The following is a 23624-nucleotide window of genomic DNA, read 5'->3' as shown; positions in this document are numbered from 1 at the left end:
CCCGGCGCTACGGTGGCGCCGGGGAGACATCATGCTCGACACGGGGGACGAACATCAGACGGCGTTCGCGCGCGCCTTCTCCGCGGTGATCACCGCGCGAGGGGTCTCGCTCACGTGGCTGCACCGACGGCTCGAGGACCGCGCGAACCCGGTCTCGATCGCGACCCTCAGCTACTGGCGCTCCGGGCTTCGGCACCCCGACGGGCTCCGGTCGCTGACCGCCCTGGAGGACATCGAGCGTCTGCTCGACCTCGAATCGGGCGCACTGCTCGACCTCGTCAGCAGGCGCGCGCGTCTGGGTTCGCTCGCGCCCGCGCAGAACCCCTTCACAGAATCCGAGGTCGTCGCGGCCGCCGCCGAGACCCTGAGGCTGCTCGCCGCACCGCCGATCGAGGCGACCAGATCGCTCTCCGCTCATGTGGTCTCGACGGTCGACGAGAACGGACTGCTCCGCCGCCGCACCGCTCGGGTTCTCGTGCAGGCGGTCGCGCCGTTCGTCGATGAGATGACCTACGCCCTGATGTCCGCCGAGAGCATCGTCCGCCGACCGCAGTGCAAGATCCGCGGAGCGGCGCTGGTCCGGGAGCACCTCCACGAGAGCGAGCACGTCTACGCCTGCGTGCTCCGTCTGGATCGACCGCTCGTGATGGGTGCGACGGCGATGCTCGAGATCGAGATGACGGTCCCTCCGCCGACGGCGGGAGTCCAGCCGGCCGAGGACGAGACCACGGCCTTCGTGATGAGGTCCATCCGCGACGTCGTCCTGTGGACGTGCTTCCACCGGGATGCCGTCCCGGACTGGATCTCCGAGTTCGAGCGCACTCCCGAGAGCGACGGCCTGGTGTCGCGGCCCCTGACGCCGGGCGAATCGATCCACCTGGCACGAAGGGACTTCGGGCCGGGCATCCTCGGCATCCGATGGGGGTTCGACCGCTGACGGGACTATCGTCGGGGAGAGGAGGCTGGAATGGCAGCGGAGGTTCCCGACGGACAAGACTCGTTCAGCAGTGCGTTCGGAGCGGCGCTCACCGCGAGCGGCATCTCGCTCTCGTCGTTGCAGCGCCGACTGGTCGCCCGCGCCAACCCCGTCTCGATCGCGACCCTCAGTTACTGGCGCTCCGGGGAGCGCACGCCCGAGGGAGCGGCCTCGCTCGCTGCCGTCGAGGACATCGAACGACTGCTCAGCATGCCGCCGGGGGCTCTCGGCGGCCTGGTGCCGGAGCGGGTGCGGCTGGGAGCGCTGCACGAACCCCGCAACCCCTTCACGGAGGAGCAGGTCACCCGGGCGCTGTCCGAGACGCTCGAGATCCTCGATGCGCCGCCGCTCGACATCACCCGGGAACTCTCGACGCATGTGATCGCAGATGTGTCCGCCGACGGCTACCTGCGCCGGCGCGCCGCCCAGACCCTGATCCAGTCCGTGATCCCCAAGACCGTCGACCACGTGACGTACACGCTGCTGTCGACGGAGGACACCATCGACCGCCCGGAGATGACGGTACGAGGGGCCCGGATGGTCCGCGATCACCTCCACGTCAGCGAGCACGTGTACGCATACGTGCTGAAGCTCGACCAGCCGCTCACGCTCGGCGCGACGACGATGATCGAGGTCACGATGGAAGGGCACGGGGAGTACACCTCGCAGCCCGAGACCGGCGCCTTCGTCGTGCGTCCCATCCGCGACCTCGTCCTGTGGACGCGATTCCATGAGGACGCGGTCCCGGACTGGCTCGACGAGCTCGAGCGGACCGAGTCGACGGACGGGACGGAGTACAGCCCGCTCCGACCGCAGGCCTCGGTGCATCAGACGCGTCGGGACTTCGGTCCGGGCGCGCTCGGCATCCGCTGGGGATACGACGACCGCTGATCCGGTGACGTGAGCCGCCGGGCCCTCAAATCAGGAAGCCGCGCAGCAGCGCCTCGGATCCGGCGAGATGATCGCGCATCGCCGCCTCGGCCGCGTCCGGACGTCCGGCGAGGATCGCGGAGACGATGCTCTCGTGCTGTTCCCCCGAGTGCTGGATGTTCCGTGGCATCAGCGGGAACGTGTCGAGCCAGGCATTGACGTCGGCGCGATTCTCCGCCACGAGTGCGACGAGCGAAGGGATGCCTGCGGCCTCGGCGATCGCGAGATGCAGCAGGGTATCGAGGCGTCGGTACTCGTCGGGTCCCGCGGGGAGCGCCGCCTCGTGCCGCGCCCACAGGTCGGCACGGGTCGCGGCATCCAGGGATCGGCTCGCCGCTGCGCGCACGGCACCGCTCTCGAGAACCCGACGCAGGCCGAGGACATCGTCGATCCTCTCCGCGGTGGCAGCGCCGGCGCCCGACGGCTGCGGCAGCGGATCCGCGACGAAAGTCCCTCCGTACCGGCCCCGCCGGGTGAGGAGGTAGCCGGTGTCGGCCAGCTCGCGGATGGCGTCGCGCACGGTGTCTCGGCTCACGCCGAAGGACGCCGCGAGCTCGCGCTCCGGAGGCAGGGACTCGCCCGGAGCGACCACGCCGAGACGGATCGTCTGCACGAGACGGGCGACCGCATCCTCGAGGGCGTTGCCGCGCCGCAGCGGCCGGTAGACCGCCTTCCGCACCTCGACGAGGTCGCCGTCGGGGTCGTTCACAGCGGGGTGACGTAGGCGTTGGTGATCCCGCCGTCGACGACGAACGCGCTCGCGGTGATGAACGACGAGTCGTCCGAGGCGAGGAAGGCCACGGCAGCCGCGAGCTCCGCCGGCTCCGCGAAGCGCCCCATCGGCACGTGCACGAGTCGCCGCTGCGCGCGCTCCGGATCCTTGGCGAACAGCTCCTGCAGCAGCGGCGTGTTCACCGGCCCGGGGCACAGCGCGTTCACGCGCACCCCCTGCCGCGCGAACTGCACGCCCAGCTCGCGCGACATCGCCAGCACGCCGCCCTTCGACGCCGTGTAGCTGATCTGCGAGGTCGCCGAACCCAGTAGAGCGACGAACGACGCGGTGTTGATGATGGAGCCGCGCCCGGCAGGAACCATGTGACGCAGCGCCGCGCGACTGCACAGGTACACGCTCTTGAGGTTCACATCCTGCACCCGATCCCACGCCGGCAGCTCGGTCGTCTCGATCGAGTCGTCGTCGGCCGGCGAGATGCCGGCGTTGTTGAAGGCGATGTCGATGCGGCCGAACTCCGCCGCCACGCCGTCGAACAGCGCGTTCACCTTGGCCTCGTCGGCGACGTCGACCGGGCGGAACACCCCGCCCACCTTCGCCGCGGCCGCCTCCCCCGTCGCCGGATCGACGTCGGCGATCACGACGAACGCGCCCTCGGCGGCGAAACGCTCGGCGGTGGCGAACCCGATGCCGCTCGCGCCGCCGGTGATGATGGCGACACGGTCCTTCAGTCGCTGGGTCAGATCGATGCTCATGTGGGTTCTCCGCTCCGTTGGGTGTGAAGTGCGACGCGATCAGAGTTCATCGGTCGCGAAGAAGACGTTCTTGGTCTCGGTGAAGTGCTCGGCGGCGTCCGGACCGAGCTCGCGTCCGAGGCCCGAGGCCTTCATACCGCCGAACGGCGTCGCGTAGCGCACCGAGGAGTGCGAGTTCACCGACAGCACTCCGCTGCGCACGCCGCGCGTCACGCGCACGGCGCGTCCGAGGCTCTCGGTCCACACGGAGCCTGCGAGCCCGTACACCGTGTCGTTGGCCAAGCGGATCGCATCGGCCTCGTCCTCGAACGGCATCACCGCGACGACGGGCCCGAACACCTCCTGCTGGGCGATGCGGTCGGCGGGGTCGGCGAGTACGACGGCCGGAGCGAACCAGAAGCCGTCCCCCGCGGGGGCCGTGCCCCGGAACGCGATGTCGGCACCGTCGAGGAAGGAGGCCACGGTGTCGCGATGTCCGGCCGAGATGAGCGGGCCCATGTCTGTGTCGGCGCTCCCCGGATCCCCGACGCGCCACGCGGCCACCGCCGGCTCGAGCAGTTCGAGGAAGCGGTCGTAGACCGAGCGCTGCACGAGCAGCCTGCTGCGCGCGCAGCAGTCCTGGCCGGCGTTGTCGAACACCGAGCCGGGCACCGCTGCCGCCGCCCGTTCGAGATCCGCATCGGCGAACACGATGTTCGAGCTCTTGCCGCCGAGCTCCAGCGTCACGGGCTTGAGCGCTCGCGCACAGCCCGCCGCGACCTCGATGCCCACCTCGGTCGAGCCGGTGAAGACCACCTTGCGCACATCCGGGTGCTCGACCAGACGCTGACCGACCACCGAACCCGAACCGGTGACGACCTCGAAGAGCCCCTCGGGGAGGCCGGCCTCGAGCGCGAGCTCGCCGAGGCGGATCGCCGTGAGCGGAGTCAGCTCCGCCGGTTTCAGCACCACCGCGTTGCCCGCGGCGAGCGCCGGCGCGAACGCCCACGAGGCGATCGTCATCGGGAAGTTCCAGGGCACGATGACACCGACCACGCCGTAGGGGTCGTGGAAGGTCACGTCGAGCCCGCCGGCCACCGGGATCTGTCGCCCGGACAGGCGTTCCGGATCGGCGGAGTAGTAGTTGAGCACCTGGGCGACGTGTCCGGCCTCCCAGCGCGCGGAGCCGATCGGATGCCCGGAGTTGAGCACCTCCAGCTGGGCCAGCTCCTCGGCGGCCCCTTCGACCGCGCGGGCGAACGCCCGGAGCGCGTCCGCGCGCGCGACCGGCGCCAGCGCCGCCCATCGGCGCTGCGCGACGACGGCGCGGGCGATCGCGGCATCCGTCTCTCCGATGTCGGCGCGGGCGACGTCGCGGATCGCCGCACCGGTCGACGGGTTGATGACGGTGAACGCACTCATCGGGATTCTTCCTTCCGTCGCGCGGCGAACGCACGAGCCTGTGAGACGAGATCTGCGAAGAGGCGCCGGTCGTCGGCGTTCTCCTCCGGATGCCACTGGATGCCGACGACGTGCCCGGCGGAGGTGTCGACGAACGCCTGGACGAGTCCGTCATCGGAGCGCGCTGCCGCGGTCAGCCCCTCCCCGAGCCGGTCGATGCCCTGGTGGTGATAGCTGTGCACTCGTGCGTCGCCCGCACCGAGCACGTCGGCGAGCGCGGTGCCCTCCGACACCTCGATGTGGTTCTCGGCGAAGACCCCGCCGCCGAGGCGGTAGCGCTCGGTGCCGAGCGATTCGGGGAGATGCTGCTGCAGGGTGCCGCCGCGTGCCACGTTGACGAGCTGAAGTCCCCGGCAGATCGCGAGCACCGGGATGCGCCGCCGCTCCGCCGCCCGGAAGAGGGCGAGCTCCCACGCGTCGCGGTCGACGCGAGCGGGATCGGTGAGCGGATGCCGTTCCTCGCCGTACAGCTCGGGGGCGACATCGGCGCCGCCCGAGAGGATCAGTCCGTCCATGCCGGCGATGGCCGCATCCGCCGAATCGGGGTCCTGCGGTGGCAGCAGCAGCGCGACGCCGCCGGAGGCGGTCACTCCGGTCAGATACTGCTCGGGCAGGAACGCCGCCCGCACATCCCACACCCCCTGCTGCGCCCGCTCCAGGTACGTCGTGACACCGATCAGCGGTGCCGGGTCAGAGCCGCTCGAAACCACGGATGCGCTCCCAGTCGGTGACGGCGGCGTCGTAGGCCTCGAGCTCGATGCGCGCCTGGTTCAGGTAATGGTCCACGACGTCGTCGCCGAACGCGGCTCTCGCGATGGTGGACTCGCTGAAGAGCTGCGCGGCTTCCCGGAGGGTCGTCGGCAGGTGGTCGACGCCGGCCTCGTAGGCATTGCCGGTGAAGCGCTCGGGAAGCGGCAGCTCGTTCTCGACGCCGTACAGGCCGCCCGCGATGATCGCCGAGATGCCCATGTACGGGTTCACGTCTCCGCCGGGAACCCGGTTCTCGACGCGCAGACCGGAGCCACTGCCGATCACCCTCAGGGCGCACGTGCGGTTGTCGATGCCCCAGGCGACGCCGGTGGGCGCGAAGCTGCCCTTCGCGAAGCGCTTGTACGAGTTGATGTTGGGCGCGTAGAGCAGCGTGAACTCGCGGAGCGTCGCCAGGATGCCGGCGATCCAGTGCTCCATGACCGGGCTGAACCCGTGCTCGCCGTCGCCCGCCATCACCGGGGTGCCGTCATCCGCGCGCAGCGAGAGGTGGATGTGGCAGCTGTTCCCCTCCCGCTCGTTGAACTTCGCCATGAAGGTGAGCGCCTGACCGTGCTGCTCGGCGATCTCCTTCGCACCGTTCTTGTAGATCACGTGCTGGTCGGCGGTCTCCCGCACCTCGGCGTAGCGGAACGCGATCTCCTGCTGGCCGAGGTTGCACTCGCCCTTCACGCCCTCGCAGTACATGCCGGCGCCGTCCATCCCGTTGCGGATGTCGCGCAGCAGCGGCTCCATCCGTGTCGAGGCCTGCAGGTTGTAGTCGACGTTGTAGTCGGTCGCGGGCGTCAGTCCCTCGTACTTGCGGGCCCACGCGTCGCGATAGGTGTTGTCGAAGACGATGAACTCGAGCTCGGTTCCCGAGAACGCGGTCCAGCCCCGCTCGGCGAGGCGATCGCGCTGGCGGTCGAGGATCGCGCGGGGCGAGGGCCCGACGGGCTCGCCGTTCTGCCAGACCAGGTCGGCCATGATCAGGACCGTGCCCTCGAGCCACGGCATCCGGCGGAGTGTGACGACATCGGGGCGCAGGACCATGTCCCCGTAGCCGCGGTCCCATCCCGACATCGCGTAGCCGTCGACCGTGTTCATGTCGACATCGACCGACAGCAGGTAGTCGCAGGCCTCGGCGCCGTGATGCAGGATGTCCTCCTGGAACAGGCGCGCGGAGACCCGTTTGCCGACCAGTCGTCCCTGCGCGTCGGCGAAGGCCACGATCACCGTGTCGATCTCGCCGGCGGCGATGCCGGCATCCAGCTGCTCGATGCTCAGGTTTCCCGACATCTTCTCGCTCCCGTCGTCGTGGTGAAGCGATCGACCGACCGGCTTCGCCCTCAGAGTAGATCACCTTCGCGTCTAAAGGTAGACGAAACCACCATTGACTGTCACAATCATCCGCAAGGTGCATGCGGCGCCTGTGTGCATGCGAACGGAGAGCGGATGTCTGAGCAGAGCAATGAGTCCCGCAAGGTCGCTGGGGCGACCTATACACGTGCCGGGAGCGAGTACTTCGAGAAACGGACCCTGAAGAGGTCGGCCGGCGTCTGGGGTCTGTGGGGCCTCGCGGTCGCCGCCGTGATCTCGGGCGACTTCTCCGGCTGGAACTTCGGCATCGACTTCGCGGGCTTCGGCGGGATGCTGATCGCCTTCGCGATCCTCGTCCTGATGTACTACGGCATGATCTTCGCGATCGGCGAGATGGCCGCGATGATGCCGCACACCGGAGGGGCCTACTCCTTCGCCCGATCCGCGATGGGCCCCTGGGGCGGCCTGGTGACCGGCGCCGCGGAGACGATCGAGTACGTCGCGACCACGGCGGTGATCGTCTACTTCTCCGCGTCGTATGCGAACGGCATCACGAGCGAACTGCTGGGGCTCGAGCTGCCGGGGTGGCTCTGGTACCTGATCCTGTACGTGGTCTTCATCGCCCTGAACTCCGCGGGAGCAGCGATCTCCTTCCGCTTCGCGATCGTCGTCTCGATCATCTCGATCGGCATCATCCTGGTGTTCTCCGTGATGGCTCTGTTCTCCGGCGCGTTCAGCTGGGACGCGCTGTGGAACATCGTCCCCGACGAGGGGCAGACGACCTTCCTCCCGCACGGCGTCCTGCCGATCCTGTTCGCGCTCCCCTTCGCGATGTGGTTCTTCCTCGGCATCGAGGAGCTGCCGCTGGCCGCGGAGGAGTCGCACAACCCGACCCGCGATATCCCGAAGGCCGGATTCTGGGCTCGTGGCACGCTCATCGTGACGGGACTCCTGGTGCTGTTCCTCAACACGGGCGTGATCGGCGCCGAGGCGACCGGCACGGCCGGCGAACCGCTGCTCGACGGATTCCGCGCGATCGTGGGTGACCAGCTCGCCGCAGTACTCGCGCTGTTCGCCCTGATCGGCCTGCTCGCCTCGCTGCAGGGCATCATGTTCGCCTACGGCCGCAACATGTACTCCCTGTCCCGCGCCGGCTACTACCCGCGGTTCCTCTCCCTCACGGGTAAGCGGCAGACGCCCTGGGTGGCGCTCGTCGTCGGAGCGGCCATCGGCTTCATCGCGCTCATCATCCTCGACGTGCTCGCCGCGGTCGACGCCGAGGGCGCGGGATCCGTCGCCGGTGCGATCGTGCTGAACATCGCGGTCTGGGGCGCGGTGCTCGCCTACGGACTCCAGCTCGTGTCCTTCATGATCCTGCGCAAGAAGTACCCGAACGTCGACCGCCCGTACCGCAGCCCGTGGGGCATTCCCGGTGCAGCGGTCGCGCTCGTCATCGCCGCGCTCATCTTCGTCGGGTTCCTGCTCAATCCGACCTTCGGTCCGGCGATCATCGCGATCGCGATCGTCTACGTCGTGATCCTGCTCGGGTTCGGGCTGTTCTTCCGCCACCGCCTCGTGCTCTCGCCGGAGGAGGAGTATGCGCTCTCCGGCGGCTCGCACGGCGACCCGCAGGCCGAGGGGTACGACGCCATGGAGGACGAGGTCTTCGACGGCGGCAGGTGAGCAGTACCGCAGCGCCCCGACGACTCCGTCGGGGCGCTGCGTCGTGTCTACTTGCGGTCGAAGTCGAAGGCCTTGAGGAGCTCGGCGACCGCCTTGTCGCGCTCCTCGCCGCCCTCGTCGAACATGTGCGTGACGTGCGTGCGCAGGTGATTCTCGAGCAGGAGGCGGTTCAGCGATTCGAGCGAGCGCTGGATCGCGCGGGACTGCGTGATGATGTCCATGCAGTACTCCTCGTTCTCGATCATCCGCGCGACTCCGCGCATCTGCCCCTCGAGGATGCTGGTGCGGTGCAGAGCACGCTTCTTGATGTCTTCGATCACGTCTCGAGGGTACTCTCCGCGTGAAAGGATGACGTCATGCCGCGAACACCGATGGCGATGCTGTCTCCCTCCGACCAGGTCCGACTGCGCGCGCTGCGCCGGATGAAGGCGGTGGCGCTCGGTGCCCTGGTCTTCATGGCCATCGCGTTCGTCATCGCGTTCATGTTCCAGGAGCGGCAGCCGTGGCTCGCGTACGTCCGCGCCGCCGCCGAGGGCGGGATGGTCGGAGCGCTGGCGGACTGGTTCGCGGTCACCGCCCTGTTCCGGCGTCCGCTCGGACTGCCGATCCCGCACACCGCGATCATCCCGAGCCGCAAGGACGAGATCGGCCGCACGCTCGGCGAGTTCGTCGAGACTAACTTCCTCGCCGCCGACGTCGTGCGGACCAAGCTGTCGAGCACGGCGATCGCGCTGCGCGCCGGAGAGTGGCTGCGGGAGGAACCGCATGCCGAGCGCGTCGGCGCCGAGGGCGCGACGATCGCCACGGCCGTCCTCAACGCGCTCAGCGACGACGACGTCCGCGACCTCATCACGGATCTCGCCCGCGAGCACCTCGTCGAGCCGGAGTGGGGCCCTCCGGCGGGCGTCTGGCTGGAGAAGATCGTCGCAGCCGATGCGCATCACGGTGCCGTCGACCTCGCGGTGGACAACATCGGACGGTGGCTCGAAGCCAACGCCGAGTCGTTCTCGGGGCTCGTCTCCCGCCGCCTGCCCGGCTGGGTGCCCAAGCTCGCGCACCGATTCGTCGACGACACGGTCTACAACGAGGCGATCAAGTTCGTGCACGCCGTGCAGGCCGACCCGCAGCATCCGGCGCGAATCGCGATCGACGGATACCTCTCCCGGCTCGCCGACAACCTGCAGAACGATCCCGACACCCGCGCGAAGCTCGAGAACGCGAAGGCGTCGCTGTTCGACAGTCCTCGAGTCGGCGCCCTTGCCGCAGAAGCCTGGAACACCGCGAAGAACGGATTGCTCACGGCTCTCGCCGATCCGGAGAGCGGGCTGCGCCGACGTGCGGTGCGCGCGCTGCAGGAGGTCGGGGATCGCCTGACGACGGATGCCGCGCTGCAGCATCGCGTCGACACCTGGGTGTCGGATGCCGCCGTGTTCCTCGTCGACCGCTACCGGCACGACATCGCCTCGATCATCACCGACACGGTCGAGCGCTGGGACCCCGCCGAGACCACCGAGAAGATCGAGCTCATGGTGGGCCGCGACCTGCAGTACATCCGCCTGAACGGCACGTTCGTCGGTGCCCTCGCCGGCCTCGCGATCTTCACGATCGCCCACGCCCTGATCCCCGGAGTCTGACATGGCCCTCTCGCACGATCCGCTCTGGCCGCGCATGGTCAGCGCCGGCCTGGCCGGGCTCGTTACGCGATCGTGAGGATCATCGTCTCGGGCACGCACGGAAGTGGCAAGAGCACCCTCACCGCGGACTTCGTCGCGCGGCGACCGGAATACCTCGCTCTCGGCGACCCGTTCGATGAGCTCGACCTCGATGATCCGGCGAGCGCCGCGAGCTTCGCCGCGCAGTTGCGTGTGACGGCGTCACGCGTGCGCGAGACGGCAGGGGAATCAGCGGTCATCTCCGAGCGCGGACCGCTCGACTTCGTCGCCTACCTGACGGCGCTGGAGCAGCTGGGACGCAGCGACGGCGAGCTCATCGCCCGTGCGACGGCTCTCGCCGACGCCTCGCTGACCGACGTCGATCTGGTCGTGCTCCTGCCGTTGGACGACCGGCACCCCATCCGGGTCCCCGTCGACGAGGACCCCGCTTTGCGCGAAGCGATGGATACGGCGCTGCTCGACCTCGCCGATGAGCGCGAAGCCGCCGGGCCCGCCCGCTTCCTCACTCTGGGCGGGGATCCGGCGACACGACTGCGCGACCTGCTTGCGGCGACGAACATGACGCCCGGCAATAGGTAGAGATTCGTACTAGTCCGTGTCATGATCTAGTCATGGATTCGACGCAGTGGCCCAGCGAGTGGGCACGGGCCGCGCTTCCCGGAGCCGTGCTCGCTCTCGTGAGTGACGAGGACGCTTACGGCTATCTGATCGCGCAGCGTCTCGCGGAGGCGGGATTCGGCACCATCAAGGGGAGCACGCTCTACCCGCTGCTCGCGCGGCTCGAACAGGACGGCTCGCTCGCCTCGACGTGGCAGGACGGTGCCGGAGGCCCGGGGCGCAAGTACTACTCGATGACAGACGCGGGCCGACACGCGCTCGATGAGCACCGGGCCGCCTGGGCGGATTTCACCACCCGGACGTCGGCAGTCCTCGGCGACAAGAAGGAGTCATGATGAGCGGCACACGAGACGACGACTACGGCACTGCTCTCGAGGACGAGCTCGGACTGCGCGACGTGCCGAGGGATGAGGTGGATCTCATCGTCCGGGAGGTGAGGAGCCATCTCGCGGAATCCGGAGAGGACCCGCTCGAGACCTTCGGCTCGCCCGAACACTACGCAGACCAGTTCGCCCCGCGATCATGGACGCGCCGGATGCTGTGGCTGCTCGTGGCTCTCGCCGGTCTGCTCGGCGCGGGAGCCGGATGGCTGATATTGAGTGGCGTCTTCGGGCTCATGGATCCGTCGATGCAGCTGTGGGGGTGGGCACCGAGCATCCGACTCACGCTGGGCACCTTCTGCCTCGTGGGTCTGGTCGCGCTCCTGACCTTCATGGTGACGGAGTCGCGACGCCGCCAGGCGTCGTGGAAGCCGCGCGGATAGCAGCCGCGGTCAGCGTGTGGCGAGAGCCGCGAGCATCTCGAGCACGCACAGGGCCGCGAGTCGGACCGTGCGCATGTCGTCGGTGTCGGCGGTCGCGTCGACCTCGGCGATGTCGGCGCTGACGACGCGGGGATCCGCGACGATCGAGCGGACGAGTGCACGCAGCTCCCAGGCCGCGAGCCCGCCGGGGACGCTCGCCGGGCAGCCGGGCGCGGCAGCGCGATCGGCGGCGTCGACGTCGACATCGAGGTGGATCCTTGCGGCAGCGCCCGCCCCCGCGATGCGTGTGGCCTCGGCGACGACGTCGTCGATACCTCGGCGTCGAACCTCATCGAGCGTGATCACGCGGATGCCCCACTCAGCCGCGCGAGCGGCATAGGCCGCGGAGTTCGCGAAGTCGGCGATGCCGATCTGGACGATCCGCGCGGGGTCGATGCACTCGCCTTCGGGCGCATCCTCCACGAGCCGCCGCACCGGCGACCCGTTCGAGATCCCGTCGCGCAGATCGAAGTGGGCGTCGATCGTGATGAGGCCGGTGGCGCCGGCGCCCCGCGCGACCGGATAGGTCAGCGCGTTGTCGCCGCCCAGCGCGATCACGAGGCGGGCGGCGTCGGCGACCTCGCGCACCCGAGAGACGGTCTCGGCGATGCCGGAGTCTCCGTCGGGCTCGGCCACGTCGCCGGCATCGAGAACGCGCAGCACCTCGCCGAGATCGATCACGGGTGGCCTCATGAGCGTCGCGCTGTAGCGGGTGAGCGCCTCGCGGATCGCGGCGGGCGTCGCGTGCGCGCCGGTCGGCGACAGCGACGTGCGCCAGGTGGGAACGCCGAGCAGCACGGCATCCGCGTCGTCTCCTGCGGTGAAGGCGGGCCAGGAGCCCGCCCGCGGCCACAGATCATCGTGTGAGAGAGCCATGATCCTCCGTTCCTCTTCCGTCATGCGCAGCCCCGAACACCGCGACACCGTCCTTCCAGACCCGCTCGACGAGCGGTACTCCCGGCCGATACGCCAGGTGGATGCGGGTGGGAGCGTCGAGCAGCACGAGATCGGCGCGAGCACCCGGTGCGATCACGCCGACGTCGTCTCGACGCAGCGCGCGTGCTCCGCCGGCTGTCGACGCCCAGACGGCCTCCGCCGGCGTCATCCCCATGTCGCGCACGGCGATCGCGATGCAGAACGGCATCGACGAGGTGAAGCTCGACCCCGGGTTCGTATCGCAGGCCAGCGCCACGGTCACACCCGCGTCGATCAGGCGGCGCGCATCCGGATAGGGCTGGCGGGTCGAGAACTCGACGCCGGGCAGCAGAGTGAGCACGGTGTCGGATGCGGCGAGCGCCGTGACGTCGTCGTCGGTCAGGTACGTGCCGTGGTCGACGGATGCCGCTCCGAGCTCGACCGCCAGGCGCACGCCCTCCCCCGGGCCCAGCTGGCTCGCGTGCACGCGGGGTGTGAGACCCCGGGCGATGCCGGCCTCGAGCACGCGTCGCGACTGCGGCACCGTGAAGGCACCCGTCTCGCAGAACACATCGATCCACTTCGCATGCGGAGCGCAGGCGTCGAGCATCGGGCCGACCACGAGATCGACGTAGTCGTCGGCGTGGTCGGCGTATTCGGCGGGAACGACGTGTGCGCCGAGGAACGTCACCTCGGGCGTCACCTCGGCGGCCAGGCGCACGAGCCGCTCCTCGTCCGCGACGCTCAGGCCGTACCCGCTCTTGATCTCGACGGTCGTGGTGCCCTGTGCGAGCATCTCGTCGATGAAGCCGCGCAGCCGGGCGCGCAGCTCGTCGTCGCTCGCGGCGCGGGTGGCGGCGACGGTGGAGCGGATGCCGCCCGCGGCATACTTCTGCCCTGCCATCCGTGCCTCGAACTCCGCAGCGCGGTCACCGCCGAAAACGAGGTGGCTGTGGCTGTCGACGAAGCCGGGGATCACCGCACGTCCACCCGCGTCGACGACCTCGTCGGCGTCCGGGGCTTCACTCGCCGCCCCGACCCAGGCGATGCGTCCGCCCTCGATCAGCACGGCCGCGTCATGCACGGTCCCGCAACGATCGCGGTCGAGCTCGACGTTCGTGGTCAGTTCGCCGATGTTCGTGATCAGCGTGGCGCTCACAGCATCGGCACCTTCAGGCCACGCTCGCGGGCCACATCGCGGGCGTGCTCGTATCCGGCATCCACGTGACGCATCACGCCGGTGCCGGGGTCGTTGGTCAGCACCCGTTCGAGCTTCTCCGCGGCGAGCGCCGATCCGTCGGCGACCGAGACCTGACCGGCGTGGATCGATCGGCCGATACCGACGCCGCCGCCGTGGTGCAGCGACACCCACGAGGCACCGGATGCCGTGTTGAGCAACGCGTTCAGCAGCGGCCAGTCGGCGATCGCGTCGGACCCGTCCTTCATCGCTTCGGTCTCACGGTACGGCGACGCGACGGAACCGGAGTCGAGGTGGTCGCGGCCGATCACGATCGGCGCCGACAGCTCACCCGATGCCACCATCTCGTTGAACTTGAGCCCGGCGAGGTGGCGCTCCTTGTAGCCGAGCCAGCAGATGCGCGCGGGCAGGCCCTCGAAGTGCACCTTCTCCCCCGCCTTCTCCAGCCAGCGGTGCAGCGCAGCATCCTCGGGGAAGAGCTCGGCGATCGCCCGGTCGGTCTTGTAGATGTCCTCCGGGTCTCCGGAGAGCGCCGCCCAGCGGAAGGGTCCGCGGCCCTCCTCGAACTGCGGACGAATATACGCCGGCACGAAGCCGGGGAACTCGAACGCGCGGTCGAAGCCGCCCAGCTGCGCTTCGGCTCGGATCGAGTTGCCGTAGTCGAACACCGCGGCCCCGGCATCCTGGAACGCGACCATCGCGGCGACGTGCTGCGCCATCGACTCGCGCGAACGGTGGGTGAACGCCTCCGCGTCGCGCTCGGCCTCGGCCTTCCAGTCTGCGACCGAGATGCCCACCGGCAGGTAGGCGAGCGGGTCGTGCGCGCTGGTCTGGTCGGTCACGATGTCGATCGGAACCTCGCGGCGCAGCAGCTCGGGGAAGACCTCCGCCGCGTTGCCGACCACGCCGACCGAGAGCGGCTCCCCCGCTTCCTTGGCCGCGACGACCCGCGCCACGGCGGCATCGAGGTCGGTCGTGTACTCGTCGAGGTAACCGTGCTCCACCCGGCGGGCCAGGCGCGACTCGTCGACGTCGACGATCAGGACGACGCCGTCGTTCAACGTCACGGCGAGGGGCTGCGCGCCGCCCATGCCGCCGGCACCGCCGGTGAGGGTGAGCGTGCCGCGCAGCGAGTCGCGTCCGAGCGACCGGGCGACCGCGGCGAAGGTCTCGTAGGTGCCCTGCAGGATGCCCTGGGTTCCGATATAGATCCAGGAGCCGGCGGTCATCTGTCCGTACATGATCAGCCCGAGCTCTTCGAGCTTGCGGAACTCCGGCCAGGTCGCCCAGTCGCCGACCAGGTTGGAGTTCGCGATGAGCACGCGCGGCGCCCATTCGTGAGTGCGGAAGACCCCGACAGGCTTGCCCGACTGCACGAGCAGCGTCTCGTCCGGCTCCAGCTCGTCGAGCGTGCGCACGATCGCGTCGTACGCCTCCCAGCTGCGCGCGGCCTTGCCCGTGCCGCCGTAGACGACCAGGTCCTCGGGGTGCTCGGCGACCTCGGGATCCAGGTTGTTCATCAGCATGCGCTTGGCGGCCTCGGCGCCCCAGCTCTTGGCGGTGCGCTGGTTGCCCCGTGCAGCGCGGACGACGCGCGGGCCCGATGCGGTGTGGTCAGCCATGGGAGTGCTCCTTTGCGATGCGGGCGACGGCGCCCGACTGGACGAGTTCGGTGACGGCTTCCATCTCGGGAGAGAGGAAACGATCGGGTCCGGGGCCCGCGGCCACGGTGCGGACGAGGTCGCGGACCGCGCCGGTCGCTGGTCCTGCCTGCAGCGGGGCCCGCAGATCGAGAGCGCGAGCGCCGGTGAGGATCTCGATCGCCAGCACGCGCCCGAGTCCGTCGATCGCCCGGCGGAGCTTGCGGGCGGCCGCCCACCCCATCGAGACGTGGTCCTCCTGCATCGCGGACGACGGGATCGAGTCGACGGATGCCGGCACCGCGAGGCGCTTGAGCTCGGACACGATGCCCGCCGCGGCGTACTGCGCGATCATGAGGCCGGAGTCCACCCCGACCTCGTCCGCGAGGAAGGGCGGCAGCCCGTGGCTGCGCGCGGGGTCGAGCGCCCGATCCGTTCGCCGCTCGGAGACCGACGCGACGTCGGCGACCGAGATGGCGAGGAAGTCCAACACGGCGGCGACCGGCGCGCCGTGGAAGTTGCCGTTGGACTCGATGCGGCCGTCGACGGTGATGACGGGGTTGTCGATCACGCTGGCGAGTTCACGATCCGCGATGGTCGACGCGTAGCCCATCGTGTCGCGCGCCGCGCCGTGCACCTGCGGCGAGCAGCGCAGCGAGTAGGCGTCCTGCACGCGTCCGTCCTCCGGACCCTTGTGGCTGTGCACGATGGGCGAGTCGCTGAGGAACGACCGCAGGTGGGCGGCCGACAGGGCCTGCCCCGTCTGCGGGCGCAGGGCCATCAGGTCGGCCGCGAACACCGCGTCGGTTCCCAGCTGCGACTCCACCGACATCGCCGCGGCCATGTCGGCGGTGAGCAGCAGCGTGTCCAGGTCGTGCAGGGCCAGCACCAGCATCCCCAGCATCCCGTCGGTGCCGTTGATCAGCGCCAGCCCCTCCTTCTCCACGAGCGTGAGGGGTTCGATGCCGGCGGCGGCCAGCGCCTCGGATGCCGGGACGAGCGCTCCATCCGCGTCGCGGACGTCTCCCTCTCCCATCGCTGCGAGAGCGATGTGGGCGAGCGGCGCGAGGTCACCGGAGCATCCGAGCGAGCCGTACTCGCGCACAACCGGCGTGATCCCCGCGTTGAGCAGGCCCGCGTACGTCTCGACGACGATGGGTCGCACCCCCGTGCGCCCGGAAGCGAGCGTCTGCAGGCGCAGCAGCTGGAGGCCCCGGGTGACCTCGCGCTCGACCTCGGCGCCTGTGCCGGCCGCGTGCGACCGGATGAGACTTGCCTGCAGCTGCAGGCGCCGATCGGGTGCGATGAACGTGGTGGCCAGGGCGCCGAAACCGGTCGAGACGCCGTAGTGCGGGTCGGGGTCGGCGGCGAGTCCGTCGATGACCCGCCGTGTCTCGGCGACGCGCTCGAGCGCCGCCGTGTCGAGGGTGACGGGGGCGCCGTGACGGGCGACGGCGACCACGTCGGCGGGGGCCAGCGGCCGGGCGCCGACGAGAACTGGGGCGAGATCACTCATGTTCTGATTCCACACCCGCAGCATCGACGGCGACAGCGGTTCGTGACATGCTTTGTCTGTGATCCCAGACAGTGCCGAGTCCGCCGGCCGCAGCGATCCCCAGGTGCCGGCAGCGGAGAACACCCTGCGGATCCTGAGTTATCTGGCTGGGCGCCCGGCACCGGTCGCCGCATCCGCGATCGCCCGTGAGCTGTCCCTCCCCCGATCGACCGTCTATCACCTGCTCACGACGCTCTCGACGCACGGGTTCGTGCTGCACTTCCGCGAGGAGCACCGCTGGGGTCTCGGCACCTCCGCCTTCGAGCTGGCCGGGGGTTACACCCGGCAGCAGCCGCTCGCCCGCCTCGGTCGTCCCCTGATCGCCGCGCTCTCCGATCGACTCGGCGAGAGCACCCACCTCGCGGTGATGAGCGGAGGCGATGTGCTGTACATCGTCGAAGAGCGCGCGCCACGTCGGCCGGCTCTGGTCACCGACGTCGGCGTCCGCCTCCCGGCGCATCTCACGGCCAGCGGTCGGGCGATGCTGGCCGTACTGCCGCGTGAGCAGGTGCGCGCTCTCTATCCGAGCGCGTCGGCGTTTCCTGATCGCACCGGCCTCGGCCCTCGTCGTCCCGCGGAGCTGCGCGAGCTGCTTCGCGAGGTGCGCTCGCGCGGGTACGCCACGGAAGACAGCGAAGTCGCCGCGGGACTGCGGTCGGTGGGCGTGGCCGTGCGCGACCAAGCCGGATGGCCGGTGGCCGCCGTCGCGGTCACCTGGGCGGACGAAGAGCGGGACGAGCGCGCGCTGGCGGACGCCGTCACCGCCACCGCGTCCGTCCTGGAATCGCGGCTGAAGCGATGAGCAGAGATGTCGCAGAGCTGCGACATCCCTGCGACAACGCCGCGACAACAGCTGGATACGCTCGAGTCATGACCTCACCACGCACCGCTTCGCTCACCGGCCGCCGCCGCGGAATCGCGCTCGGACTCGTGGCATCCGTCCTGCTCACCGGGTGTGCGGCGGCACCCGCGGTCGAGACCGACAAGACCGCGAAGCCGACCGCCTCGGTGCCGGCCCCGACAGCGTCCGCCGCGGTCGCCACCGTGCCCGGATACGACGTGGGGCAGTTCCCGCCCATCCCGCTCTTCGTCCTCCCGGACCTCTCGCTTCTCAACTCCTCGGCCTCGGCCTTCGCGATCGAGGTGAATGAGGCGCTGGCGGACATTCCCGGGGTGACGGCCACGCCGGCGCACTGCGATGCGGCAGGGGCCGTCGTCTCCGGCAACGGCACCGCCCTGCTCTACGGCGACGGATCCGGCTCCTTCACCGGTCCGGACGGCACCGTGCAGAACTTCGGCGACGGATCAGGGAACTCCACGATCAACGGGGTGACGATCCAGAACTTCGGCGACGGCTCGGGCAACTACAGCGACGGGACCGTGACCATCCAGAACTTCGGCGACGGGTCGGGCAACTACACGGATGCGACGAAGAGCGTGCAGATCTTCGGCGACGGCTCGGGCAACTTCTCGGACCGCGAGGTGACGATCCAGAACTTCGGAGACGGGTCAGGGAACTACGAAGACGGCGAGGTCAGCATCCAGAACTTCGGAGACGGATCCGGCAATTACCGCAGCCCGGAGATCACGATCCAGAACTACGGCGACGGCACGGCGCAGGTCGACGGCGAGTGGGTGGATGCCGAGCCGCTGCCCGTCGTCCCGACCCTGGGGGTGTTCCCGCCGCTCGGCACGCTGGCACCCCTGGAATCCTGCGGAACGACCGTCACCTTCCAGGACGGTGTGCTGTTCGACTTCGACCGCAGCGACATCCGCGGCGATGCCGGCGTGACGCTGGATGCCGTGGCGGAGGTGCTCATCTCGCTCGACGTCGCTCAGGCCGCGGTGTCGGGGCACACGGATGCCGTCGGCTCGGACTCGTACAACCTCGATCTGTCGGAGGATCGGGCAGACGCCGTCGTGAAGGGTCTGCAGGACCGCGGAGTCCGCAGCAGCCTCAGCGCCGAAGGATACGGAGAGACCCGCCCGGTGGCGGCGAACGAGATCGACGGCGCCGACAACCCCGCGGGACGCCAGCTCAACCGCCGCGTCGAGATCTTCATCCCGGCGACGGTCTGACACGAGAGGATGAGAGACATGCGCGCTTCCCGTTCCTCGGCCGCTGCGGCGGCGACGATCGTCGTCGCCGTGCTCCTCAGCGGCTGCACCATGCGGATCATCGACCCTGCCGCAGAGGATGCCGGCCCGACGACGGGCGCGACGGGCGCCGAGACGCCCGCGAAGACGCCTGCCCCGAAGACACCCGATGCCGCGGAGGACGACAGATCGGATCCCGATCCCGCTCCGATCGACGGGCTGGATGCCGAGCACGCCGCGCACAGACAGCGGCTGCTCGACTCCGCGACGACGACCATGCCCTGTCCCACGGCCCCGCTCCAGCAGGACGGCACGATCATCCGCATCGAGGGAGACTGCGACGAGATCCGCATCGACCTCGACGCGGGAGCCGTCATCGTCGACGATGTGTCGTCCCTCCAGCTCAGCGGCTCCGGGACCGTGGTGTACGCGAACACCATCGGCGACGTGCGGGTGAGCGGAACCGCGAACGAGATCTACTGGACCGGCGAGACGCCCCAGGTGACCGACACCGGCACGGCGAACGTGCTGCGGCGGGGCTGACCCGGATGGAGCGCTCGACGCGACCGCGCATCCTCATCGTCGACGACGACGAGGCGATCACCGTCGCGCTCGCGGCGTTCCTCGACCGCAGCGGCTTCGACGTGCGCGTCGCCGAGGATGGGCGCGCCGGCCTCGCCGAGGTGGAACGCGACGTCCCCGACCTCGTCGTGTGCGACGTGCTGATGCCGCACGTCGACGGACGCGAGTTCGTGCGCAGGATCCGGGACCGTCAGCTCTGGCTCCCGATCATCCTGCTCACCCAGGTGGGCGAGTCGTGGGAGCGCAGCGCTGCGCTCGACGAAGGCGCCGACGACTACCTCAACAAGCCGTTCGATCCGCACGAGCTCATCTCGCGCATCCGCGCCGTTCTGCGCCGCACCGTGCAGGGCGCCCCTCCCCTGCGAGCCGCCGAGCGACTCCGTGCGCAGGACCTGACGATCGACCGCACCGCCCGGCGCGTCTGGCGCGCCGATCAGGAGCTCACGCTCACGCCGAAGGCCCTCACCCTCTTGGAGTACCTGATGCTGCATCCCCAGGAGGTCCATTCGCGGGACCGTCTGCTGTCGGCGCTCTGGGGTTTCGACTTCGCCACCTCCAGTCGCGCCGTCGACCACCGCATCGCCGAGCTGCGGCGCGTGCTCGGCGACAACGCGTCGGAGGCGCAGTTCATCGAGACCGTGCAGAGTCTGGGCTACCGGTTCTCGGCACCGGTGGTGGCCGGATGAGCGATCGGCGCAGCATCGTCCTCGGTGTGCTGGCCTGTGTGCCGGTCGCCCTGAGCGCCCTCGCCGCGGGCGGCATGGCCATCGCAGGAGAGCAGCGCGTGCTCGCGATCGAGGTGGCGCTCCCGGGTACGGTGCTGATCATCGGCGCGCTGGTCTCGCTCGTCGCCGGCGCCCTGCTGTTCGGACGCGCTGCCGGCGCTCGATCCCGCCGACGCGCGGCGGCCGCTGCGGATGCCGCCGGACGGGAGGCCGCTCTTCACGAACGCGCGCGCCACCAGCGGTTCCTGGCCCGGCTCGACCACGAGCTCAAGAACCCGCTCACCGCGATCCGCGCGACGGCGGTGGCTGCACCGGACGGCGCCGAGAGTCCGGCGTGGCGCACGGTCGACGCTCAGGCCGCCAAGCTCAGCACCCTCGTGCGGGATCTCCGGAAGCTCGCCGATCTGGAGGCGCGCCCCCTCGACCTCGAACTCGTCAATCTCGAGCAGGTGATCGCCGAAGCCGTCGCGGATCTCCGTCAGCGAGACCCCGGCGCCGGAGCGCGGATCGACTTCACCGTCACTCGCGTGCCCTGGGCCGTGCCGCCCCTCGCGGCCGACGTCGATCTCCTGTCTCTGGCGATCGACAACGTGCTCGGCAATGCCGCGAAGTACTCGACGGCGGGGCCGATCGAGGTTCGGCTGCGGGAACAGGATGGGTGGGCGGTCATGGATGTCGCGGATGCCGGCCGCGGCATTCCCGCCGGCGAGGTGTCGCAGGTGTTCGACGAGCTCGCCCGTGCGCACAATGCGCGCGACGTGACGGGATCGGGGATCGGTCTCACGCTCGTCGCCACCGTCATCCGTCAGCACGGCGGCGACGTCTCCCTCCGTTCGGTCGAGGGGTCCGGCACACTCGTGACGCTCCGCCTCCCGATCCGTCGCTGAAGACGATCCGCGCACGGCGCGCAGGTCCGACGCGCTCAGGCAGGATGCTGACCGGCAGCGCGATGGGCGATGCCCGAGCGGGACGTCACCTCCCACCGTCGCATCACGGCGCTCACGTGCTTCTCCACCGTCGACTCGCTCACGTCGAGCGCCTCGGCGATCGAGTGATTCGTGGCGCCGGTCGCGATCAGGGCGACGATCTGCTGCTGACGAGCGGTCAGCGGACCGAGTCCGGAGTCGACCGAGAGCGCCCCGAGCGCCGACGCCACGCCCACGCGCGTGGGGACGCCGAACGCATGGAGCACGCGGGAGACGTGGATGCGCACGGTGTGTTCGGACAGATACTCGGACGCCGCGATCTGCGCGTTGCTGCGCCCGTCGGCGATGAGCACGGCGATTCCGCGTTCACGGGCGGAGAGTCCCTCCCAACCGCGACGCGCATCGGGAGGGAGACGTCGGCCCACGGCCCGGAGCTCGCGCGCGGCCGATCGGCGCACCGCCCCGAAGCCATGCGCATCGGCGTCGGTCACCACGTCCGCCAGCCGTCGCGCTGCCTGCCCTCGCTCGCGCAAGGACATCCTCGCTCGAGCCGCGAGGATCTCCCCTTCGGCCGCCTCCAACGCGCGTCCCGCTCTCACGGCGAGGCTGATCGAACGCTCAGCCTCCTCCAGTGACCTCTCGCTGTCACCGGCGAGGAGGGAGACGCGGCTCGCGATCCGCTCGACCGTCGAGCCCGCGCTCTGGTGAGCTGCGAGCGGTGCCGCTCGCAGCTGCCACGCACGAGCGGCATCCAGATCTCCTCCGTCGACCGCGGCTCTGGTCAGGATCTCGAAGCAGATCGCTCTGTCGACGATCCGCACCTCGGGGAAGGACGGGTCCGTGCTCGCCCGCAGCGTCGCGACCGCCGACGTCCGCACATCGTCGCCGACGATCGCCGCGTAGCTCGCGAGAAGGAACGCTCCGCTCGTCAGCGCGTTCGTGGGAGCGAGATCCAGCGCGAGGATGCGGTGCACCCCGGCCCGCGCTTCCTGCCGTCGACCGGCGCTCCCATCGACCACGGCGGCCGTCGCGGTCGCGAAGATCCGCTCCGCCGCCGTTCGTGCTCTGGCGCATGCCTGCGCCGCTTCTTCGCTCGCGCCGCTCACATCCCCGCTGAACAGCCGCACCCGCGCGACGAAGCAGCGGATGATCGTCAGGAAGGGGTGATCCTGTCGTCCGAACAGCACCGTCCGGGGCGGCACGACGGTGAGCAGGTCGGCGGCGATGTCGAGGCGTGCTTCGGCGAGAGCCGCCTCCGCGAGTAGGGCACAGAGAGGGAGCCGGAGCTCACTCGAGACACGCGTGGAGACACTGGCTGCGGACGCGAACTCCTGGAGTGGGCCGGATACCATTGCCCCTGCCCTGACGAGCCCGCAGACGCTTTCGGCGAAGACCACCGTGTCCGGGTCATCCGCCGCGCGACGGGCCGCCGCGGCCAACGGGGCGGCGAGGTCGAACTGCCCGGCCCATACCGCTGCGAGTCCCGCGAGGGCATTGTCGAAAGCGACATCCGATGAGCCCACCGGGTCGAGGTAGAGATGGGACGGGACGGCCTCGACGACGACGAGCTCCCGAAGCAATGCGTCCAGCCGGTCGGCGCGAGACATGGCGTCATGGTATCGCCCGGCTTGCGTGAATAGCTCGATTCCCCCATGGTCCCGAGGAGCGTTCGACGAGCACGATGAACTCGGGAGAGCCCGGGATTCGGGCTGAGGAGGGAATCGTCATGCGCGCGACACACGTGAGGCCCATCGGCGCCGGCATCATCGTCCTGACCGCACTCGCACTCTCGGCGTGCGGAACAGGCACACCACAGCCGACATCGCCGGACGAGGCGGAGGAACCGTCATCGGCGGCACAGACACCGGCCGACGGAGAAGAGGATACCGACGCCGCCTCGGAGGTGACCGTCTCGGGCACGGGTGTCTACACGATCGGGGACGACATCCCCTACGGCGGGTTCCAGATGCACGGCGAACCCGCGCCCGTCCCGGATGGCTGCACGTGGAGCATCCAGGATGAGAGCGGCGTGATCGTGGTCGAGAATCAGGGCGCCTACGCGTTCCTGACCGACGTGCCCGAGTACGTCACGTTCCATACGGACGGCTGCCCGGAATGGGAGCAATTCGAATGATCGCGGCGGAGCATCGTCGCGCTCCGGCGCGTTAACGCAAGAAAGCCACCCAGCATTGGGTGGCTTTCTTGTCTAAAAGAAGTCCGGCGGTGTCCTACTCTCCCACAGGGTCCCCCCTGCAGTACCATCGGCGCTGTGAGGCTTAGCTTCCGGGTTCGGAATGTAACCGGGCGTTTCC

General features: G+C 69.8%; 24 protein-coding genes and 1 rRNA gene. 13 read left to right on the top strand and 12 right to left on the bottom strand.

Translation table 11 applies throughout. From position 1 onward, the window contains the following. Positions 1-31: 31 nt before the first annotated feature. Both ABD648_RS18950 and ABD648_RS18945 read left to right on the top strand, forming a co-directional pair. Complete coding sequence (locus tag ABD648_RS18950; protein ID WP_282216482.1) at positions 32-937, top strand: hypothetical protein; 906 nt, start codon at positions 32-34, stop codon at positions 935-937. Positions 938-967: 30 nt separating this feature from the next. Then, on the top strand, positions 968-1867 hold the full coding sequence (locus ABD648_RS18945) for a hypothetical protein (RefSeq protein WP_282216481.1): 900 nt from the start codon (positions 968-970) through the stop codon (positions 1865-1867). Between the two features lie 25 nt (positions 1868-1892). Here the strand turns inward: ABD648_RS18945 and ABD648_RS18940 are convergent, their stop codons facing one another. The 5 genes from ABD648_RS18940 to ABD648_RS18920 are packed head-to-tail and all read right to left on the bottom strand — an operon-like array spanning position 1893 to position 6877. Beyond that, a complete protein-coding gene (locus ABD648_RS18940) occupies positions 1893-2615 on the bottom strand; it encodes a FadR/GntR family transcriptional regulator (RefSeq protein WP_282216480.1) in 723 nt (240 codons plus the stop codon). Continuing rightward, positions 2612-3391: a 3-oxoacyl-ACP reductase gene (locus ABD648_RS18935; protein WP_282216479.1), complete on the bottom strand. Its 780-nt coding sequence runs from the start codon at positions 3389-3391 to the stop codon at positions 2612-2614. Before ABD648_RS18935 ends, ABD648_RS18940 begins: the two co-directional genes overlap by 4 nt. A 39-nt stretch (positions 3392-3430) precedes the next feature. Beyond that, positions 3431-4792, bottom strand: coding sequence for an aldehyde dehydrogenase family protein (locus ABD648_RS18930; RefSeq protein WP_282216478.1), 1362 nt, complete (start codon positions 4790-4792; stop codon positions 3431-3433). Next, positions 4789-5541 carry a gamma-glutamyl-gamma-aminobutyrate hydrolase family protein gene (locus ABD648_RS18925; protein WP_282216477.1) on the bottom strand — a complete coding sequence of 251 codons (753 nt, stop codon included), beginning with the start codon at positions 5539-5541 and terminating at the stop codon, positions 4789-4791. The genes ABD648_RS18930 and ABD648_RS18925 overlap by 4 nt, the downstream gene beginning before the upstream one ends. Beyond that, on the bottom strand, positions 5522-6877 hold the full coding sequence (locus ABD648_RS18920; protein WP_282216476.1) for a glutamine synthetase family protein: 1356 nt from the start codon (positions 6875-6877) through the stop codon (positions 5522-5524). The genes ABD648_RS18925 and ABD648_RS18920 overlap by 20 nt, the downstream gene beginning before the upstream one ends. 156 nt (positions 6878-7033) lie before the next feature. Between ABD648_RS18920 and ABD648_RS18915 the strand changes: the two genes are divergently transcribed. Beyond that, entirely contained in the window at positions 7034-8581 is a 1548-nt protein-coding gene (locus ABD648_RS18915; protein ID WP_282216475.1) for an amino acid permease, read from the top strand. A 47-nt stretch (positions 8582-8628) separates the two neighbouring features. Here ABD648_RS18915 and ABD648_RS18910 read toward each other — a convergent pair whose 3' ends face one another. Beyond that, entirely contained in the window at positions 8629-8901 is a 273-nt protein-coding gene (locus tag ABD648_RS18910; RefSeq protein ID WP_056517673.1) for a metal-sensitive transcriptional regulator, read from the bottom strand. A 36-nt stretch (positions 8902-8937) separates the two neighbouring features. Here ABD648_RS18910 and ABD648_RS18905 point away from each other — a divergent pair, with 36 nt between their 5' ends. The 4 genes from ABD648_RS18905 (at position 8938) to ABD648_RS18890 (ending at position 11635) form a co-directional block, all read left to right on the top strand. Further along, positions 8938-10215, top strand: coding sequence for a DUF445 domain-containing protein (locus ABD648_RS18905; protein ID WP_282216474.1), 1278 nt, complete (start codon positions 8938-8940; stop codon positions 10213-10215). A gap of 72 nt (positions 10216-10287) precedes the next feature. Then, a complete protein-coding gene (locus ABD648_RS18900; protein ID WP_282216473.1) occupies positions 10288-10833 on the top strand; it encodes an AAA family ATPase in 546 nt (181 codons plus the stop codon). 32 nt (positions 10834-10865) lie between these two features. After that, positions 10866-11207 (top strand): PadR family transcriptional regulator, encoded by a 342-nt coding sequence (locus ABD648_RS18895; protein ID WP_282216472.1) that lies wholly within the window; start codon positions 10866-10868, stop codon positions 11205-11207. Then, entirely contained in the window at positions 11207-11635 is a 429-nt protein-coding gene (locus tag ABD648_RS18890) for an HAAS signaling domain-containing protein (protein WP_282216471.1), read from the top strand. Before ABD648_RS18895 ends, ABD648_RS18890 begins: the two co-directional genes overlap by 1 nt. Positions 11636-11644: 9 nt before the next feature. Here the strand turns inward: ABD648_RS18890 and ABD648_RS18885 are convergent, their stop codons facing one another. Genes ABD648_RS18885 through hutH form a run of 4 tightly spaced genes read right to left on the bottom strand, consistent with a single transcriptional unit; the run spans position 11645 to position 16943 of the window. Further along, the gene (locus ABD648_RS18885; protein ID WP_282216470.1) at positions 11645-12550 is read right to left on the bottom strand and encodes an arginase family protein; all 906 of its coding nucleotides are present in this window, start codon (positions 12548-12550) and stop codon (positions 11645-11647) included. Next, the gene (hutI, locus tag ABD648_RS18880) at positions 12531-13748 is read right to left on the bottom strand and encodes an imidazolonepropionase (protein ID WP_282216469.1); all 1218 of its coding nucleotides are present in this window, start codon (positions 13746-13748) and stop codon (positions 12531-12533) included. The genes ABD648_RS18885 and hutI overlap by 20 nt, the downstream gene beginning before the upstream one ends. Next, the gene (gene hutU, locus ABD648_RS18875; RefSeq protein ID WP_282216468.1) at positions 13745-15409 is read right to left on the bottom strand and encodes a urocanate hydratase; all 1665 of its coding nucleotides are present in this window, start codon (positions 15407-15409) and stop codon (positions 13745-13747) included. The genes hutI and hutU overlap by 4 nt, the downstream gene beginning before the upstream one ends. Next, positions 15402-16943, bottom strand: a complete 1542-nt coding sequence (gene hutH / locus ABD648_RS18870) for a histidine ammonia-lyase (RefSeq protein WP_282216467.1) — start codon at positions 16941-16943, stop codon at positions 15402-15404. The genes hutU and hutH overlap by 8 nt, the downstream gene beginning before the upstream one ends. Positions 16944-16995: 52 nt before the next feature. On the opposite strand from hutH, the gene ABD648_RS18865 reads away from it, so the two are divergent. From ABD648_RS18865 to ABD648_RS18845, 5 genes are all read left to right on the top strand, one after another. Continuing rightward, entirely contained in the window at positions 16996-17784 is a 789-nt protein-coding gene (locus ABD648_RS18865) for an IclR family transcriptional regulator (RefSeq protein ID WP_425561735.1), read from the top strand. Between the two features lie 68 nt (positions 17785-17852). Then, positions 17853-19061: an OmpA family protein gene (locus ABD648_RS18860; protein ID WP_282216465.1), complete on the top strand. Its 1209-nt coding sequence runs from the start codon at positions 17853-17855 to the stop codon at positions 19059-19061. A gap of 18 nt (positions 19062-19079) precedes the next feature. Further along, a complete protein-coding gene (locus ABD648_RS18855) occupies positions 19080-19622 on the top strand; it encodes a hypothetical protein (RefSeq protein ID WP_282216464.1) in 543 nt (180 codons plus the stop codon). A gap of 5 nt (positions 19623-19627) precedes the next feature. Then, positions 19628-20347: a response regulator transcription factor gene (locus tag ABD648_RS18850; protein ID WP_282216463.1), complete on the top strand. Its 720-nt coding sequence runs from the start codon at positions 19628-19630 to the stop codon at positions 20345-20347. Then, the gene (locus ABD648_RS18845) at positions 20344-21273 is read left to right on the top strand and encodes a sensor histidine kinase (protein ID WP_282216462.1); all 930 of its coding nucleotides are present in this window, start codon (positions 20344-20346) and stop codon (positions 21271-21273) included. The genes ABD648_RS18850 and ABD648_RS18845 overlap by 4 nt, the downstream gene beginning before the upstream one ends. Before the next feature lie 35 nt (positions 21274-21308). Here the strand turns inward: ABD648_RS18845 and ABD648_RS18840 are convergent, their stop codons facing one another. Continuing rightward, the gene (locus tag ABD648_RS18840; protein WP_282216461.1) at positions 21309-22919 is read right to left on the bottom strand and encodes a helix-turn-helix transcriptional regulator; all 1611 of its coding nucleotides are present in this window, start codon (positions 22917-22919) and stop codon (positions 21309-21311) included. A gap of 119 nt (positions 22920-23038) precedes the next feature. On the opposite strand from ABD648_RS18840, the gene ABD648_RS18835 reads away from it, so the two are divergent. Further along, positions 23039-23446, top strand: a complete 408-nt coding sequence (locus ABD648_RS18835) for an Rv1352/Rv1906c domain-containing protein (protein ID WP_282216460.1) — start codon at positions 23039-23041, stop codon at positions 23444-23446. Between the two features lie 81 nt (positions 23447-23527). Here the strand turns inward: ABD648_RS18835 and rrf are convergent. Continuing rightward, positions 23528-23624: ribosomal RNA gene (rrf, locus tag ABD648_RS18830) — 5S ribosomal RNA — on the bottom strand; the annotation flags it as partial.

The organism is Microbacterium luteolum (assembly GCF_039533965.1).
Taxonomy (GTDB): domain Bacteria; phylum Actinomycetota; class Actinomycetes; order Actinomycetales; family Microbacteriaceae; genus Microbacterium; species Microbacterium luteolum.
Note: the sequence above shows the minus strand (reverse complement) of the source record. Positions and strands in the feature narration are given on the sequence as shown.